The organism is Klebsiella sp. K47 (assembly GCF_051858335.1).
GTDB classification, from domain to species: Bacteria; Pseudomonadota; Gammaproteobacteria; order Enterobacterales; family Enterobacteriaceae; genus Klebsiella; species Klebsiella pneumoniae.
Genome location: NZ_JBPYUI010000004.1, coordinates 72706 through 90060, shown reverse-complemented (window position 1 = coordinate 90060; position 17355 = coordinate 72706). Strand labels below are relative to the sequence as shown.

Sequence of the window (17355 nt, the reverse complement as noted above, 5' to 3'; positions counted from 1 at the left end):
TTTTTGCAGGGCTGCTGAATGAAAAAATCTCTTTTTTGGTTGCTGGCGCTGGTGCTGTCACCCGTCGCCGTGCTGGTGGTGATCACGCCGATGGACAGCCAAAAGCAGTATATTTTTGGTCTGTTAAGTATCGGTATTCTCTTTCTGATGGGCTTCAGCAAGCGCCGCAGCGTATCGGTCATTATGGTCGTCACGTCGCTGCTGATGTCCACCCGTTACATGTATTTTCGCCTCACGCAGACCCTGCACTTCAACTCGTCCATTGAAGCTATTCTCGGCATGGGACTCTTTCTGGCGGAAGTCTATATCTGGGTGATGCTACTGCTGAACTATCTGCAGACGGTCTGGCCGCTGAAGCGCGGCATTGTTCCGCTGCCGGATGATATGAGTAAGTGGCCGACGGTCGATATCTATATTCCGAGCTATAACGAACCGCTGGAGGTGGTGCGCGATACCGTCCTGGCGGCACAATGCATTGATTATCCAAAAGATAAAATGAAAATCTATCTTCTGGATGACGGTAAGCGCAGCGAGTTTGCCGTGTTCGCCGCCGACGTTGGGGTGGGCTATATCACCCGCAATGACAACAAGCACGCCAAAGCGGGGAACCTTAACCATGCGCTGACCCTGACTCAGGGGGAGCTTATCTGCGTTTTCGACTGCGACCACGTCGCCACGCGCGTCTTCCTGCAGGCCACCGTCGGCGGCTTCCTGAAAGACCCGATGCTGGCTCTGGTGCAGACGCCGCACTACTTCTATTCCCCGGATCCATTTGAACGTAACCTCTCCGTCGGACGCAACATTCCCAACGAAGGGATGTTGTTCTATGGCCCGATTCAGCAGGGGAACGACAACTGGAACGCCACCTTTTTCTGCGGCTCCTGCGCGGTGATCCGTCGCGAGGCGCTGGCGCAGATCGGCGGTTTCGCCGTCGAAACGGTGACCGAAGATGCTCATACGGCGCTGAAGTTTCAGCGTCTGGGGTGGAAGTCGGCCTTTCTCGATATCCCGCTGGCCGCAGGCCTCGCTACTGAACGCCTGGTGGTGCACGTCATCCAGCGTACCCGCTGGGCGCGCGGGATGACGCAGATTTTCCGCGTCGATAATCCGCTGTTTGGCCGCGGGCTGACTTTTCAGCAGCGCTTGTGCTATCTCAGCGCCATGCTCTACTACCAGTTCGCGCTGCCCAGGGTGGTGTTTGTCACCGCCCCGCTGGCTTACCTGCTGTTTAACCTCAATATTATTTACTCGTCGGCGAGCCTGATTGTCTCCTATGCCCTGCCGCACCTGTTCCTCGCTATTTACGTTGGTTCGCGAATGAACGGCCGCTATCGCTACAGCTTCTGGGGGGAGATCTACGATATTGTGCTGGCCTTCCACCTGGTGCTGCCGACTCTGGTGACGATGATTTTCCCCAAACGCGGCAAGTTTAACGTTACCGATAAGGGGGGGCTGCTTGACGTCGGCTACTTCGATTTCACCGTGGTGCGCCCGCACCTGGTGGTGGCCTGCCTGCTGGCCCTGGGGGTGATCGTCGGCATCGTCCGGGCGATTGGCCATGACTATTTTGGCTCGGATCCCAACGTTATCGCCCTCAACGTCGGGTGGGGGATCTACAGTCTGATCTTCCTGCTGGCGGCGATTGCCGTGGCGCGCGAAACGCGGCAGGTGCGAAAAACCATTCGTATCGATGTCGACATTCCGGTGGTGATCCATTACGCCAGCGGCATCGTCTCGCGCAGCCATACCGCGGATCTGTCGATGGGCGGCTGCCGCGTGGTCGCGCTTGATAATCGCCATCTGGAGGATGACATCGAAGAGATTGAGCTGATCCTGCAGTCCGGGGCTATCTCGATTCCGGCCCAGCTGGTCACCTCTGACGAGCGCTTCCTGCGCCTCAAGTTTGATGAAGATATTCCGCTTTCGCGCCGCCGTGAACTGGTGCGCGTGGTGCTGGCCCGCGCGGATGCGTGGATTAATCCGCCGCGCCCGCAGGATAACCCGTTCCGCTCCTTCTTCACCATTTTACGCTGCGTGTTCGAACTGTTCTGGCTGACGTGGAAAACCCGTCGCAGCCAGCGCAATCGGGCAACAGTGGCGAAAACGGCGCAGGAGGATGGGACGTTATGAAGCGATTAACCACGCTGGCGCTGCTGGCAGGGATGCTCTCTGCGCCTGCGCTACACAGTGAAGAACCGGGCTCCGGCGCCGCTGCCCCGCTGAGCTTCCCGCAGCTCAACGACGCGGCGGACAGCGAGCCAGGCGACGAACCTCCGGCTGCCTCGCCGGAGGAGGGCGCCTCTCCGGCAGCCCCCGCCACCGCCGGCGATGCGGCGGCGACGGCCCCTGCGCCGGTTATGCCGGACTTACCCCCGCCGGTGAGCGGCACGGCCGCGCCGGAGGTCATTCCTGTCGCTCCGGTCTGGGGAGGCGATCTGAATCTGGCGCAGATGGGGATGCCGGACGGGATTATCCTCAGCGGCGGCCAGCGACAGGGTGGGGTCAGCTTTACCCTGCCTGCCGATCAGGTGGTGATCCATTCGCAGCTCAGCCTTGCCGTTCGCGTATCGCCGGAGATGGCGAGCCGCAACGCCACCCTGCAGCTGATGCTCAACGGTCAACCGCTCGGCACGCTGCCGCTGGGCGCCGATGGCGAGGATGTCTCCCATTATCAGCTGGATATTCCGCCCGCGCTGATGGTCTCCAGCAATAACCTGAGCGTGAAGATCAACGATGGCGATACCCTGCAGTGCCAGCGTGACATTCATGATACGTCGCGGGTGACGGTGCTGCCCACGTCGCATTTCAGCTGGGAAAGCCAGCAGCTGAACATCAGCGACGACCTGAGCCACTTCCCGCGGCCCTTCTTTGACAGCATGCAGATGACCCCGGCGGACATTGCGGTCGCCTATGGGGCCAAGCCGTCGGCGGACGTCTTCAGCGCCGCGGCGCTGATCTCCTCCTGGCTGGGTATCCAGGCGGACTATCGCGGCATTGCCTTCAGCGCTCTGCGCGACCGTCTGCCGGAACGCCACGGCATCGTGATTGGCCATCCGGGGGAGCAGGTGGGCGGCATGATGCTGCCGGAAACCGATAAGCCGCTGCTGCGCATCATCGCCAACCCCGCCAATCCGGCCTATAAACTGCTGCTGATTGTCGGTAAAAACGATACGGCGCTGCGCATGGCCGCCTGGCGGTTAACCCGCGGCAACTTTGCGCCGCAAACCGCGACGCTGGATGTCGAACCGCAGACCATCCCGGTTGGCAAAGCATATGATGCCCCGCGCTGGATCCCCACCGATCGTCCGGTCAAGCTCAGCGAGCTGCTGCGTAAGGATCAAAGCCCGACCGTCAGCGGCGTCTGGCACGAACCTTTACGTATCGCCTTCCGCGCCGCGCCCGATCTCTATCTGTGGGATGGGGAGACCATTCCGCTACAGGTTGGCTACCGCTTCCCATCGGAAAGCTGGATTAATGAGGACAAGTCCTTGCTGAGCGTAACGCTCAACGGCACCTTCCTCAACAACCTGCCGATGAACAAGCAGGGGCCGCTGGAGAAAGTCTGGCGCTACCTCGGGGGCGATGCGCGCCAGGAGCGCTTTACCATCCCGCTGGCGCCCTACCTGATTTACGGCGATAACCAGCTGTCGATGTACTTCAATGTGGTGCCAAAGGACGATGTTCCGTGTTCGGTGCTGCTGAATAACAATATCAAGAGCCGGATCACTGACGACTCCTGGATCGATTTGAGCAAGACGCGTCACTTCTCGCTGTTGCCCAATCTCTCCTACTTTGTCGGCGCCTCGTTCCCCTTCTCGCGGCTGGCGGACTATTCGCAGACGACCCTTCTGCTGCCGGCGGACCCGTCTGAAACCCAGGTGGCGACCCTGCTGAATCTGGCGGCACGCTCCGGGAACGCGACCGGCACCGCGCTGGCGAATAACCGCGTCGTGCTCGGGATGCCCACCGGCGGGGGGGATTTGCAGTCGCTGCGTGAACGTGACGTGCTGGCGGTCACCGCTCTCGATCAGCAGGCCTTTAACCAGAGCCTGCTGGCCGACTCACCCTACCGCCCGGTAGATAATGTGCTGAGCGTCCGCGAGCCAGACCTGTGGCAAAAAGTCCAGCGCCGGCTCACTGGCGACTGGACTTCCGCCAGCCTCGACGCCGATCGCTACTTTTCGTCGAGCAGCGCCTGGCGCGGGTTCATCAGCTATCGCTCGCCGTGGAATTCCACCCGCCTGGTGGTGGTGGCGCTGGCCAGCAATGATGACCAGCTGGCGCGACTGAAGACCGATCTGGAATCGCCGCGCATTAACGCCGGGATCCGCGGCGATACCGCGGTGATCACCAGCGATAACGGGGTGCGCAGCTTCCAGGTGAGTACGCCGTTCCCCAGCGGTCAGATGCCGTGGTACATGATGGCGGTCTGGTATGCCAGCCAGCACTCAGGTTTCCTGGCGGTGCTGGGGCTGATTGCCACCTCGATAATGGGACTGGCGCTGACCGCGATGTTTAAACGTCACGCCCGTAAGCGTCTGGGTTCGGGGGATAACCAATGAAAAGAAAGATAATAATAACGATGAAGACCTCCCGTCGGCTCACCACCTTCTGCCTCACCGGCGCGTTGACTCTCGCTGCCTCGGGCGGCGCGCTGGCGGCGGGGAACGACGCGGCGCTACAGGCGCTGTTCGCTCAGGCCAACTACTGGCATGAGAAATCTCATGACGAGCTGGCGATGGAGTCCCTGCAGAAGGTGCTCTCGGTGGATGCCAACAACACCCAGGCGCTGTATCTGATGGCGCTCTGGTCGCAGCAGGGCGGCGATATGCAGGCGGCGGCGCAGTGGCGCGCGCGGCTGGCGAAAGCGGCCCCTGACAGCCCGGGACTACAGGATCTGGACAACGCCAAAAAGATGTCGCAGATGCCGCAGGGCCAGCTCAACCTGGCCCGCCAGCAGGCGCGCGGAGGCAATATCCCCGGGGCGCTGGCGACCTGGCGCAGTATGTTCAATGGCAATACGCCGCCTGCCGGGCTGGCGGCGGAATATTACCTGACCATGGCCAGCGACAAATCGCTCTATCCGCAGGCTATCAGCGAGCTGCGCCAGTACGTGGCGCAGCATCCGCAGGAGAACGCCCCGCGGGTGGCGTTGGGCAAAGCGTTAACCTGGCGGGAAGAGACTCGCCGGGAAGGGATCGCCCTGCTCGAGCCGATGGCCAGCGGCAATAAAGAGGCGGACAGCGGCTTGCGCCAGGCGCTGCTCTGGCTGGGCCCGCAGGCCGGGGATGAGCAGTATTACGACACCTGGATGCAGCGGCATCCCCAGGACAGCGAAGTTCAGAATTACTTTCGCGAACGGCGCAGCGGTCAGGCGCGCGGCCAGGGCTACGCCAATCTCAACAGCGGCAATACCGCCGCCGCGAAGCAGCAGTTTGAAGAGGTATTGCAGACCAACCCCCAGGATGCCGATGCGCTGGCGGGCATGGGCTATATCGCCCAGCGCAGCGGCGACTACCAGGCCGCGTCGCAGTATTTGAGCCGGGCCGCGGACCTCGGCGGCGACGCCTCGGCGACCCGTCGTCAGCAGGCGGCCGATGCGCTGTTCTACGGCCAGCTGGCGCAGGCCCAGCAGGCCTATAAGCAGGGCAATATCAGCCAGGCGCTGGCGCTCTCCGCGCCGTTGGCGCAGCAGAGCGGGGCGCAGGGCGCCTCGGCGAAGCTGTTCCGCGCCGATGTGCTGCGGCACAACAAAGATTTGCCCCAGGCGGAGCAAACGCTGCGCTCACTGTTAAATGACGATCCGCAGAACGCGGCGGCGCGGGAAAACCTCTATTACGTGCTGCGCGAGCAGAATAAATCCGCCGAGGCGCAGGCGATGCTGCAGACGCTCCCGCAGAGCCTGCGGCAAAAACTGCAGCCGCGGGTGGTGGCCGGTATGCCGGGCGATGCCCTGCGCCGTCAGGCCCAGGCGCAGGTCAGCAGCGGTAACCCAGCCGGCGCCATTGCCACCCTGCGCGAAGGCGTCGCCCGCTATCCGGACGATCCCTGGCTGCGCCTCGACCTGGCCCGGCTGCTGCAAAAATCGGGTAACGGCAGCGAGGCCTCTTCGCTGATGTCGGCGGCCTATCGCCCCGGCGCCAGCAACAGTGCGCTGTATGCCGCCGCCCTGTTTGCCAGCGAAAACGGCGCCTGGCAGCAGGCGCAGACGCTGCTGGCGCGCATTCCCGGCGGCAGCCAGACCAGCGACATGCGCGATTTGCGCCAGCGGGTGAACTACAACCTGCAGTTGGTGACGGCCGAAAACTACCTGGCGCAGGGCAATACCATCGCCGCCAGCAATACCCTGCGGGCGATGGCCTCCACGCCGCCAAAAGCCCCGGCGGACGCCGGCAAGCTGGCGCGTCTGCTGGCCGAGAGCGGCGACCTGACCACCGCGGTCTCGCTGGTGCGCAACAATATCAGCAGCGGCGTATCCGGCAATGCCGGGGATTACGCCGATCAGATCGCCGTCCTGAATCAGGCCGGGCTGACCGGCGAGGCGCAGAACCTGATCAGCAATCCGCAGCTGCAGGCCAGCAGTACGCCGACGCAGCTGGCGAGCATTCGCAATGGCTATGTGATCAACGAAGCCGACCGCCTGCGCGAGCAGGGCAATTACGCCGCGGCGTATGACAAGCTGATCCGCGCTATGCAAAGCGATCCGCAAAATACCGATCTGATGTTCGCCATGGCGCGGCTGTACCAGAGCGGCAAAATGAACAAAGAGGCCGGGGTGGTCTATGACTACCTGATGACGCGCGATACGCCGAACCAGGATGCGCGCGCCGGGGCCATTGACGTGGCGCTGTCGGCGGGGAACAACGATCGCGCTGAACAGCTGGCCGGCGGTTTGCGCCAGGATAACTCCCCGGATCGCCTGCTGCTGCTGGCGAGAGTGGCGGAGGCCCAGGGACATCATCAGCAGGCGATGACCTATCTGCGCAGCGCCCGCGGCAAACTGCTGGGCATGCAAAGCACCAACAGTAGCGAAACGCCGACCGTCGGCGGGGTGCTGGCGGCGGATAACCCCTTTATCGGCGTGTCGCAAACGTCGGCGCCGACGCGGACGGCCTCCGCCTACGGGCAGTACATGCCGTGGCAGGTTGCCCAGTCGGCCGCCGCGCCTGGTTCCACGCTGCCGGGGATCCAGCGCACCGATCTGCCGGTGGACACCGCCCAGACGCGGATGCTGCGTCAGGTGGACACCATGATGGAGTCGCTGCAGGAGAAAACCGGCAGCTGGCTGCAGGGGGGAATGGACGTGCGTGGACGCGACGGCGAATCGGGCACCAGCAAGCTGACGGAGCTCCGGACGCCGCTGACCTGGTCATCCTCGCCGTTTGGCGACTCGCGCTTTGACTTTACCGTCACCCCGGTGTCGTTGAACGCCGGGACCGCCAGCGGCGACGCCTGGCGTCGCTACGGCGCCAACCCGCTGGCTAACGCGGTCTCCAACATGGTGAGTACCGCCACCAGCGAGCAGGCGGCGATCGCCTCGATGACCGAGGCGGAGCGGACGGCCTATTTCGCCAGCAATCCAGGGGCCGAGGCGTTAAGCGGCCTCGGCACCCTGAACGCGGCAGATTTCAATCCGACCACCAGCAGCGGGATGGAAAACCTGGCGAAGCTCGGGAGCTATGATGCGGGGCAGGTGGCCAGCTATCTCTCTTCGTCCAGCCGCAAGCCGAACGTTGACCAGACCAGCGGCTCGACCGATTCGCAGAAGGCCAATGGCGTCGAACTGGCGCTGGCGTTAAGCGGTGACGATTACCGGGTCGATATCGGCAGCACGCCGTTGGGCCAGGATCTTAATACCGTAGTCGGCGGGGTGAAATGGTCGCCCAAGCTGACCAACTATCTGTCGCTGATCCTCACCGGCGAACGCCGCTCGCTAACCGACAGCCTGCTTTCCTACGTGGGTCTGAAAGACGCCTATTCCGGAAAAACCTGGGGGCAGGTGACGAAAAACGGCGGCACCCTGCAGCTGAGCTATGACGACGGCGACGCGGGCTTCTATGTCGGCGGCGGTGGATACAGCTATCTGGGGCAGAACGTCGCCAGCAACACCAGTATCAACGCCAATGCCGGGGTCTATCTTCGTCCCTACCATGACGAATACCGCCAGCTGCAGGCCGGGTTGAGCATGAGCTATATGGATTACTCCAAAAACCTCAGCTACTTCACCTATGGTCAGGGGGGCTACTTTAGTCCGCAAAACTACGTCAGCGTATCGCTGCCGGTCAGTCTGACGGAGAAATATGATAACTGGACCATGAAGCTCGGCGGCTCGGTGGGCTATCAGTCTTACAGTCAGGATAAGAGCGCCTATTTCCCGACCAATTCGGAGTGGCAGCAGACCCTGGAGACGGCGGTGAGCAACGGGTTTGCCAAGGAAGCCTACTACTCCGCGACCTCGAAGAGCGGCATAGGGTATACCCTGCGCGCCGGGGCGGATTACAAGGTCAACAAACAAATGACCCTGGGGGGCCAGATTGGCTATGACACATTCGGGGATTATAACGAAAGCACCGCCGGGCTCTATATTCGCTATATGTTAGGAGATCATTGATGATGACGGAGAACAATAACCCGGTGGTGATGACCTGGTTTCAGCAGCAGCAGACGCCTGCCGGATGGTTCGATCTGTTGATTATTATGGTCGAAGGTATGCTAAATAATGCCGGCGAGCTGGAAAGCCAGCCCTTCCTGCGTCAGATGGGCGCCTCGCTGGCGGAGACCCATCCGCTGCCGGCGTCGGAGACGGTGGGGGATCTGGAGGCCAATATCAACCGGCTGCTGACTCATTTTCACTGGGGCGTGGTGACCATCGATGTCGGTGAGGACGGCCTGCGCCTGCGCCATCAGGCGTTGCCGGTCAGCCGCGCCGAAGCGGGGCGCGTGCGCTGGTGCAACGCGTTCTGTGCCATACTCGAGGGGTTATATTCTCGCTGGCTGCAGAGTCAGGGAGGCAGTGCCCACGTGATACTGCAGCGTGAGCGGGTGTTCTCCGTCTCTGACGTTCAGTTTCTCTACTACCATCCATAAAGAGTGAATTTATGCCCCTGCGTGCTTTAGTGGCGGTGATAGTGACAACGGTAGTGATGCTGGTGCCCAGGGCGTGGGCGGATACGGCCTGGGAGCGCTATAAGGCCCGTTTTATGATGCCGGATGGTCGTATCATTGATACCGCCAATGGCAATGTGTCGCATACGGAAGGTCAGGGCTTCGCCATGCTCCTGGCGGTGGCGAATAACGATCGTCCGGCGTTCGACAAGCTGTGGCAGTGGACGGACAACACCCTGCGCAACAAGTCTAACGGGCTGTTTTACTGGCGCTATAACCCGGTGGCGCCGGACCCTATCGCCGATAAAAACAACGCCTCCGATGGCGATACCCTGATCGCCTGGGCGCTGCTGCGCGCGCAAAAGCAGTGGCAGGATAAGCGCTATGCGATTGCCTCTGACGCCATCACCGCCGCCCTGCTGAAGTCTACGGTGGTGTCTTTCGCCGGTCGCCAGGTAATGCTCCCGGGTGTGAAAGGGTTCAACCTCAATGATCACCTGAACCTTAACCCTTCCTATTTCATCTTCCCGGCCTGGCGCGCCTTCGCGGAGCGGACGCATCTCACCGCCTGGCGGACATTGCAGAGCAACGGACAGGCGCTGCTGGGGCAAATGGGCTGGGGGAAATCACATCTACCCAGCGACTGGGTGGCGCTGCGGGCGGATGGCAAGATGCTGCCAGCCAAAGAGTGGCCGCCGCGGATGAGTTTCGATGCGATCCGTATCCCGCTGTATCTCTCGTGGGCCGATCCGCACAGCGCCTTGCTCGCGCCCTGGAAGGCCTGGATGCAGAGTTACCCGCGCCTGCAAACCCCGGCGTGGATCAACGTCAGCACCAACGAGGTGGCCCCCTGGTATATGGCCGGCGGCCTGCTGGCGGTGCGCGATCTGACGCTGGGTGAACCGCAGGAGGCGCCGCAGATTGACGACAAGGATGATTATTACTCTGCCAGCCTCAAGCTGTTGGTCTGGCTGGCGAAACAGGATCAGCGCTAAATACGGTGATTGATTTGCCGCCTTCCCCGCCCGTATGCCTGCGGGCTGAGAAGGTAGAATGGGAACGTCTCACGATGTAAGGCCGCCAACATAGGCGGCCTTGTCGCTTATTGCGGATAAGGCACCCAGCTACCGCCATTCAGCTGGACATAAGGCTTGCCCTGATACTGGATGACGATGGCGTTGGCGTTCTCGGACACCGCCGCGCTCTGCGGCAGGTTGGCGACATACTGCTGCCAGTTGACGCTGTCCTCACTGAACATTTTGCCGTCGAGGGCGCGCACCACCAGCTCCGACACCGCCAGATAACTGCTGGGCTGATCGATGATAATCGGCGCCCCTTCATGCGGCGCCTTCATGCCGAAGAATTTCACCGCCGTCGGGACGTTAGTGATCGACGGGCTTGGAATATCGCGCAGGCCAGATACCTGCATCTTATCGCCCTTCAGCGCGCCGCCGTGTTCCGGCACCACCACCACCATCACTTTCCGCCCCGATTTCTCCAGCTCGGTGAAGAAGTTATCCAGGTCATCAAACAGCTTCTGCGCCCGCACTTTGTAGTCTGCGGTTTTGCTTTGTCCCGGGAAGTGGTTGCCGTCATGCAGCGGCAGGGTGTTATAGAAGGTGGCGTTCCGCGGATTGCTGCTGGCCTCTTCGGTCTTCAGCCAGCGGTTGAGGACCGCCAGATCCTCATACACCGGGGAGCCGTCAAACGCCTGCAGGCTGACCGGCAGGCCGGTCTGGTCCATCAGCGGACTCTGCATGCCGCCCAGCGAACGCAGTTCTTTCAGGAAGTCGCCGAACAGACCGTTATGGCCGAGCATCAGCTGCTGGTTGAAGCCGAGCTTCGCCAGGTTTTCAAACAGGTAGCAATCGGCGCCGGACGGCTGATACAGGTTAGTATGCGACAGCTGGCCGCAGCTGGCGCGCAGCAGGCGCACCGCCGCCGGGCCGCTGTAGGAGGTCGCGGAGTTAAAGTTTTTGAAGACAATATCAAAGTGCTTCCATAGCGGATGATCCATCAGACCGGCGGCTTCAATATCCGACCAGGAGAGGGAGCAGATGTTGATCACCAGCAGGTCAAACGGCTGCGCATCCGCCGGCAGCTGGTCCGGGAACGGCGTCTTGCGCTTCTGCTCGGCGGCATAGAAAGCGTTCAGCCAGTTGGTCAGGTTGGCTGAGGTCGGCGGCTCGGTCTGCGGCGGAATATCGCTGTTGGCGGGGCTGGACGCGGCGCCAGCGGCGGCGTTGGCCCCGGTATTGGCCTGTGCGGTCGTGGCGGCGGCCGTGGTGGGCTGACCGGAGGGCCATAGGGTAAAGGCCGGCAGCAGCGGGCTGACCGCCAGCCAGACGACCATTGCCGAGACAAACACGGTGACGCGCAGCCACTGGCTGATAAACAACCATAGCACCAGCAAAACAAAGAAGGCGCCAACCATGCTCCAGTTGATAAAGCGGACAATCAGATCCCAGATATAGCTGGCGCTGAAGCCGGCGATTTGCGACCCCTGGCTAAAAATCGACTCTGGCCCGGGCAGCCAGGTATCGTGCCAGAACAGCGCGAATCCCAGCGGAATAGCGATCCAGTGGCGGATACGGTGTAGCTTTTCGCGCGGGATCGGCACCAGCAGAAAGGCGAGAAATACCAGGTTCAGCATCGGATGGAAATTGAGATACCCGGCCCACAGCAGGGCAAACTTGACCAGAAAGTAGAAGTTCCAGCCGCCAAGGCCGCGCCAGTACTGCCAGAGCGGAAGCGGTGCCGCGGTCGTTTTTTTATTTGTCATTTGTTCGCTTTGCCTTGCTTAACCGTTGTTCCCCGGCGTAATACCCCTGCCGGTTTCACGTAACGGGGTTTAAAGAACATCAGTCTTAACGTCGTGCGGATCCGGCGCTGATAGTGGCGCGTCAGGTAGCCCAGCGGAAAAAACAGCAGGGCGCAGAGCACCACCAGTTGCAGAATATCGGCGAGAGACATCATCAGGCTTGCTCCTCGCGGGTGGTTAACCGGAGTGGTTCGGGGTAGCGTCGCCAGTGGCGTCCATCGTGGGTGGCGTTAATGGTCTCGTTTTTACCGACCGAGAGAGGCAGCGGCGTGTTCCAGCGCGCCGGCTCGACGCCGCGCATGATTACGATTTCCGAGAGGATTTGCTTGTCTTCAAACCACACCATACGGTTAGAAAAAATATCGCCGGTCGGCAGCGGGAAAATGTGGTTTAGCGCGGTATCGAGGTCATTGATCCGGCAAAACGACAAAAACAGCACCAGCCGGTTATTGCCGATGGTCATGATGTCGCCCATCCGGTTAGGTTTGCATAACGTCAGCGCCTGCTCAACGCGCAGCCCCGGCGCCGGGCGCAGGGCCACCATCACGCCTTTGCTGTCGGGTGGAAGCAGGGTATTGGTCATCACGTTGTGTACCGCTTCGCAGAAGGCATCCCACTTCTGGTAGCCGCGCAGCTTTAACGGCTGACTCCAGGTCAGCAGGGTGGCAAAATCTTCCGGGATATGGCGGGAGAACTTTTGGTTCTGTACGCTTTCGATTAGCGTCAGGCAGCGGGAGAGCGATGCGCTGCTGGGGATCACCAGGCTGGCGCCGCTGCTGAGCAGTAGCCGCTCATCGGTCGCGCGCAGGCTCGGGGTTTGTTCACGGACGATGATTTTCAGCGCCGTACCGCGCTGGCGACGTAGGGTATGAATATAGCGGCCCAGCTGTTCAATTTGCGTATTTTGGGTAATGGAGAAGAGGATCGTCGCCGCTTGCGCGGTGCGCCCGGCGTTGAAGACCTCGTCGTTGGTGTCAAACAGCGTCCAGTATTCCGACAGCGGCGGGGCGCCTTCCAGCACGCGCACATGGCTGAGGATCGCTTTTTCGTCGCTGCGCGGCTGCACGCTGGTTTCAGCGTCCTGCGCTAATCGCCAGCCAGCGTCATCATGTTGCACCATCAGCTGCTGTTGGGCGCTGATACCCTTATCGCTTCCCCACCAGGCAATATCAAAGATATGCCGGTCGCCCTGGTAACGAATACTTGCCAGTCCGGAAAGGGAGCGGTACTCACGTAATAAGGGAGTCAGCTGCCGATCGATTTCCTGCGCGGAATTGATCGCTAAGAACGCGCAACGGTGATATTGCGCCCAGCGGCTGGTCTTTTCTACCCAGGCGCATAACTTTTCATTATTTATATTTTGCCAGGCATTTTCAGCGCATAGCAGAATAAACAAATAATTGCCAGGTTCGAGGGAGCAGACTAAATCGCGGTGTATTTCCTCCAGCGCCTGCGGGCGATTCGGCAGGGTGAACAGCGCGATATTATCCGGACCGTGAGTATGATCTAAGGAAATGATATCCTTGGGTTTGTTTCCCATAACCAGCGCGGCAACGTGGCTGTTTTTCGCCTGCGCGGCCAGCGTCTGATTAAACAGGCTGACGGCATCGGCATAACGGTCGACGTTGAGCCACCATACTCCGCCGACCGGCATATGGCACACTTCATCCCATAATGATGAAATACCCAAAGTAAATACATTATCCACGGCATCCCTCGTGCGCCCTGATTGACACTGAATAAGTTTACTAGCGAAACCGACAGAGTAAACCTAACATTGAAATTAAAGGTCATCAGTTTTAGCATGTACACCTGCTTTTAAGGATGAGCTGTATACGTCCTCTGGTTTAATAATAAATTTCGAACGGACAGAGATATGCCAGCAAAAGATCCTGCGGTACCCACGGACGCCACGCTGGGGTACACCTTTCAAAATGATTTTCTGGCGCTTAGCCGGGCATTTTCCCTGCCGGATATTGATTATCATGATATTTCCAGGCGCGAACAGCTGAACGCGGCGCTGAAGCGCTGGCCGCTGCTGGCAGAGTTTGCAGAGAAAAAATAAGGAAGCCGGAGATGGCTATTCTGGGATTACAGGGCGTGCGCGGGGGAACTGGCGTCACGTCCATTACGGCTGCACTCGCCTGGGCCCTGCAATTGCTCGGTGAAAGCGTGCTGGCGATCGACGCCAGCCCGGATAATATGCTGCGCTTTTTCTTTAATACCGATATCCATCATCAGGACGGCTGGGCGCGGGCGCTGCTCGACGGCCGGGACTGGCGTGACGCGGGCTTGCGCTATACGCAGCATATCGATCTGCTGCCGTTTGGCCAGCTCAGCGCCGGCGAAAGAGAAAATGTCGACCAGCTGCAGCCCACCCTGGGGGCGATAGAGGAGGCAGTACAGCAGCTACAGGGCCAGTACCGCTGGCTGCTGCTGGATCTGCCGGCGGGTTATTCGCCGTTGACTCGCGAGCTGCTGACGCTTTGCGATCGCTCGCTGGTGGTGGTTCATCCCGACGCCAATAGCCATATCCGTCTACACCAGCAGCCCCTCCCGGCCAACGGCGATATTCTGATTAACGATCTGCGGGTCGGCAGCCAGCTGCAGGAAGATCTCTACCAGCTGTGGCTGGAGAGCCAGCCGCGCATCCTGCCGGTGACGATTCACCGCGACGAGGCGATGGCCGAGTGCCTGGCGGCGAAACAACCTCTTGGGGAGTATCGTCAGGATTCGCTGGCGGCGGAAGAGGTGCTGACCCTGGCGAACTGGTGCCTGATCCACTATTCCGCCGGGAGAGCGGCATGATCCGCCTCAGTACGCTGCTGCTGGCCCCGCCGGTGGGGGAGCGGCTGCGTGCGCGCTATGATGACTATCGGCAGCACGGCGCTTCGTGGCTGTCGGCGTCGCTTGGCTGTCTGTGGGCGTCGCTGGTCTGGGCGCTGATGCCGCTGGAGACGCCGCGCTGGCAGGCGATTCTGGCCCGCCATGAAACCTATTTTCCCCACATAAATCCGCATCGCCCGCGTCCGCTGGATCCGCTGCGCTACCTGCTGCAATCCCTGTGGTTACTGACGACGCGCGTGCCGGAGCCGGAGAAAAAGGTCAACTGGCGTTCGCTGGCGGCGCTGGAAGGGGTGCACGGTCGCTATACGCAGTGGCTGGAAAAATTGCCTGAGCAGATGAACGCCCGGACCGGCCATCTGGATAAACAGAAAGAGCTGGCACACCTCAATCCTAAACTGCGCCGGGCGATCCTTGGGGGGGTGACCTTCTGCTCGCTGGTGCTGGCGCTGATGTGTATTACGCAGCCCTTTAACCCGCTGTCGCAGTTTATCTTCCTGATGCTGCTGTGGGGCGTGGCGCTGCTGGTGCGACGCATCCCGGGCCGTTTCTCGGCGCTGATGCTGATCGTGCTGTCGCTGACGGTGTCGTGCCGCTATATCTGGTGGCGCTATACCTCGACGCTGAACTGGAACGACCCGGTAAGTCTGGTGTGCGGGATCATTCTGCTGTTCGCAGAGACCTACGCCTGGGTGGTGCTGGTGCTGGGCTACTTCCAGGTGGTCTGGCCGCTGAATCGCCAGCCGGTGCCGCTGCCGGAGGACATGGATTTGTGGCCAACTGTGGACATCTTCGTCCCCACCTATAACGAAGATCTCAACGTGGTGAAAAACACCATTTACGCCTCGCAGGGTATCGACTGGCCGAAGGACAAGCTGAACATCTGGATCCTCGACGACGGCGGACGGGAAGCGTTTCGCCAGTTTGCCAAAGATGTTGGGGTGCACTATATCGCCCGCACCAGCCACGAACACGCCAAGGCCGGCAACATCAATAATGCGCTGAAATATGCCAAAGGGGAGTTCGTCTCGATCTTTGACTGCGACCATGTGCCGACGCGCTCGTTTCTGCAGATGACCATGGGCTGGTTCCTGAAAGAGAAAGAGCTGGCGATGATGCAGACCCCGCACCACTTCTTCTCGCCCGATCCCTTTGAGCGCAACCTTGGTCGTTTTCGCAAAACGCCGAACGAAGGGACGCTATTCTACGGCCTGGTGCAGGACGGGAACGACATGTGGGACGCCACCTTCTTCTGCGGCTCCTGCGCCGTTATCCGCCGCGGCCCGCTGGATGAAATTGGCGGGATAGCCGTCGAAACGGTGACCGAAGATGCCCACACCTCGCTGCGTCTGCACCGGCGGGGATATACCTCCGCCTATATGCGTATTCCGCAGGCGGCGGGGCTGGCGACGGAGAGTTTATCCGCGCATATCGGCCAGCGCATCCGCTGGGCGCGCGGGATGGTGCAGATATTCCGCCTCGATAATCCGCTGTTTGGCAAAGGCCTGAAGCTGGTGCAGCGCGTCTGCTACGCCAACGCCATGCTTCACTTTCTCTCCGGTATTCCGCGCCTCATCTTCCTCACGGCGCCGCTGGCCTTTTTGCTGCTCCATGCCTATATCATTTATGCGCCAGCGCTGATGATCGCGCTATTCGTGTTGCCGCACATGATCCACGCCAGCCTGACCAACTCGAAGATTCAGGGCAAATATCGCCATTCGTTCTGGAGTGAAATTTACGAGACGGTGCTGGCCTGGTATATCGCGCCGCCCACTTTTGTGGCGCTGATCAACCCGCATAAAGGCAAGTTCAACGTCACCGCGAAGGGCGGGCTGGTGGAAGAGGAGTATGTCGACTGGGTGATCTCCCGGCCCTATATCTACCTGGTGCTGCTCAATCTGGTCGGCGTCGCGGTGGGGATCTGGCGCTTCATGTACGGCCCGGAAAATGAAATCCTCACCGTCTGGGTGAGTATTGTCTGGGTATTCTACAACCTGATTATTCTTGGCGGCGCGGTGGCGGTCTCGGTTGAAAGCAAGCAGGTTCGCCGTTCGCACCGTGTCGAAATGAGCATGCCGGCGGCTATCGCCCGCGAAGATGGCCACCTGTTCTCCTGCACCGTCCACGACTATTCCGACGGCGGACTGGGGATCAAAATTAACGGCGACGCGCAGGTGCTGGAAGGCCAGAACGCCAGGCTGCTGCTCAAACGGGGACAGCAGGAGTATGCCTTCCCGGTCAGGGTCGCGCGGGTCAACGGCAGCGAAGTGGGGCTCCAGCTGCTGCCGTTAACCAACCAGCAGCATATCGATTTTGTGCAGTGTACGTTTGCCCGCGCTGATACGTGGGCGCTTTGGCAGGATAGCTTCCCGGAAGATAAGCCGATGGAAAGCCTGCTGGATATCCTCAAGCTGGGCTTTCGTGGCTATCGTCACCTGGCGGAGTTTTCGCCGCCGTCGGTGAAGGTGGTTTTTCGCGCGCTCACTTCGCTGGTGGCCTGGATAGCGTCGTTTGTACCCCGACGCCCTGAACGCGCCGCGCCGACGCTCTCCGCAGACCCGGCAATGGCTCAACAATGATGATAA

General features: G+C 60.7%; 11 protein-coding genes. 8 read left to right on the top strand and 3 right to left on the bottom strand.

Annotation, left to right across the window (positions count from 1 at the left end; translation table 11 throughout):
- Positions 1 to 18 precede the first annotated feature (18 nt).
- From bcsA (RRF55_RS05050) to RRF55_RS05030, 5 genes are read left to right on the top strand one after another with little or no spacing between them, the layout of a single operon-like run.
- A complete protein-coding gene (gene bcsA / locus RRF55_RS05050; protein WP_004901226.1) occupies positions 19 to 2130 on the top strand; it encodes a UDP-forming cellulose synthase catalytic subunit in 2112 nt (703 codons plus the stop codon).
- Entirely contained in the window at positions 2127 to 4562 is a 2436-nt protein-coding gene (gene bcsB / locus RRF55_RS05045; protein WP_004151435.1) for a cellulose biosynthesis cyclic di-GMP-binding regulatory protein BcsB, read from the top strand. The genes bcsA (RRF55_RS05050) and bcsB overlap by 4 nt, the downstream gene beginning before the upstream one ends.
- Positions 4559 to 8611, top strand: a complete 4053-nt coding sequence (locus RRF55_RS05040) for a cellulose biosynthesis protein BcsC (RefSeq protein ID WP_032415791.1) — start codon at positions 4559 to 4561, stop codon at positions 8609 to 8611. Before bcsB ends, RRF55_RS05040 begins: the two co-directional genes overlap by 4 nt.
- A complete protein-coding gene (gene bcsD, locus RRF55_RS05035; RefSeq protein ID WP_032104426.1) occupies positions 8611 to 9087 on the top strand; it encodes a cellulose biosynthesis protein BcsD in 477 nt (158 codons plus the stop codon). The genes RRF55_RS05040 and bcsD overlap by 1 nt, the downstream gene beginning before the upstream one ends.
- An 11-nt stretch (positions 9088 to 9098) precedes the next feature.
- Positions 9099 to 10100 (top strand): glycosyl hydrolase family 8, encoded by a 1002-nt coding sequence (locus RRF55_RS05030; protein ID WP_439419098.1) that lies wholly within the window; start codon positions 9099 to 9101, stop codon positions 10098 to 10100.
- Between the two features lie 107 nt (positions 10101 to 10207).
- Here the strand turns inward: RRF55_RS05030 and bcsG are convergent, their stop codons facing one another.
- Genes bcsG through bcsE form a run of 3 tightly spaced genes read right to left on the bottom strand, consistent with a single transcriptional unit; the run spans position 10208 to position 13634 of the window.
- Positions 10208 to 11887, bottom strand: a complete 1680-nt coding sequence (bcsG, locus tag RRF55_RS05025; protein ID WP_004173944.1) for a cellulose biosynthesis protein BcsG — start codon at positions 11885 to 11887, stop codon at positions 10208 to 10210.
- Entirely contained in the window at positions 11884 to 12081 is a 198-nt protein-coding gene (bcsF, locus tag RRF55_RS05020; protein ID WP_002921518.1) for a cellulose biosynthesis protein BcsF, read from the bottom strand. Before bcsF ends, bcsG begins: the two co-directional genes overlap by 4 nt.
- Positions 12081 to 13634, bottom strand: a complete 1554-nt coding sequence (bcsE, locus tag RRF55_RS05015) for a cellulose biosynthesis protein BcsE (protein WP_032415790.1) — start codon at positions 13632 to 13634, stop codon at positions 12081 to 12083. Before bcsE ends, bcsF begins: the two co-directional genes overlap by 1 nt.
- 168 nt (positions 13635 to 13802) lie before the next feature.
- On the opposite strand from bcsE, the gene bcsR reads away from it, so the two are divergent.
- The 3 genes from bcsR to bcsA (RRF55_RS05000) are packed head-to-tail and all read left to right on the top strand — an operon-like array spanning position 13803 to position 17349.
- Complete coding sequence (gene bcsR / locus RRF55_RS05010; protein ID WP_002921513.1) at positions 13803 to 13991, top strand: cellulose biosynthesis protein BcsR; 189 nt, start codon at positions 13803 to 13805, stop codon at positions 13989 to 13991.
- 11 nt (positions 13992 to 14002) lie between these two features.
- A complete protein-coding gene (gene bcsQ, locus RRF55_RS05005; protein WP_048333157.1) occupies positions 14003 to 14734 on the top strand; it encodes a cellulose biosynthesis protein BcsQ in 732 nt (243 codons plus the stop codon).
- Positions 14731 to 17349: a UDP-forming cellulose synthase catalytic subunit gene (gene bcsA, locus RRF55_RS05000; protein ID WP_002921508.1), complete on the top strand. Its 2619-nt coding sequence runs from the start codon at positions 14731 to 14733 to the stop codon at positions 17347 to 17349. The genes bcsQ and bcsA (RRF55_RS05000) overlap by 4 nt, the downstream gene beginning before the upstream one ends.
- Positions 17350 to 17355: the final 6 nt, after the last annotated feature.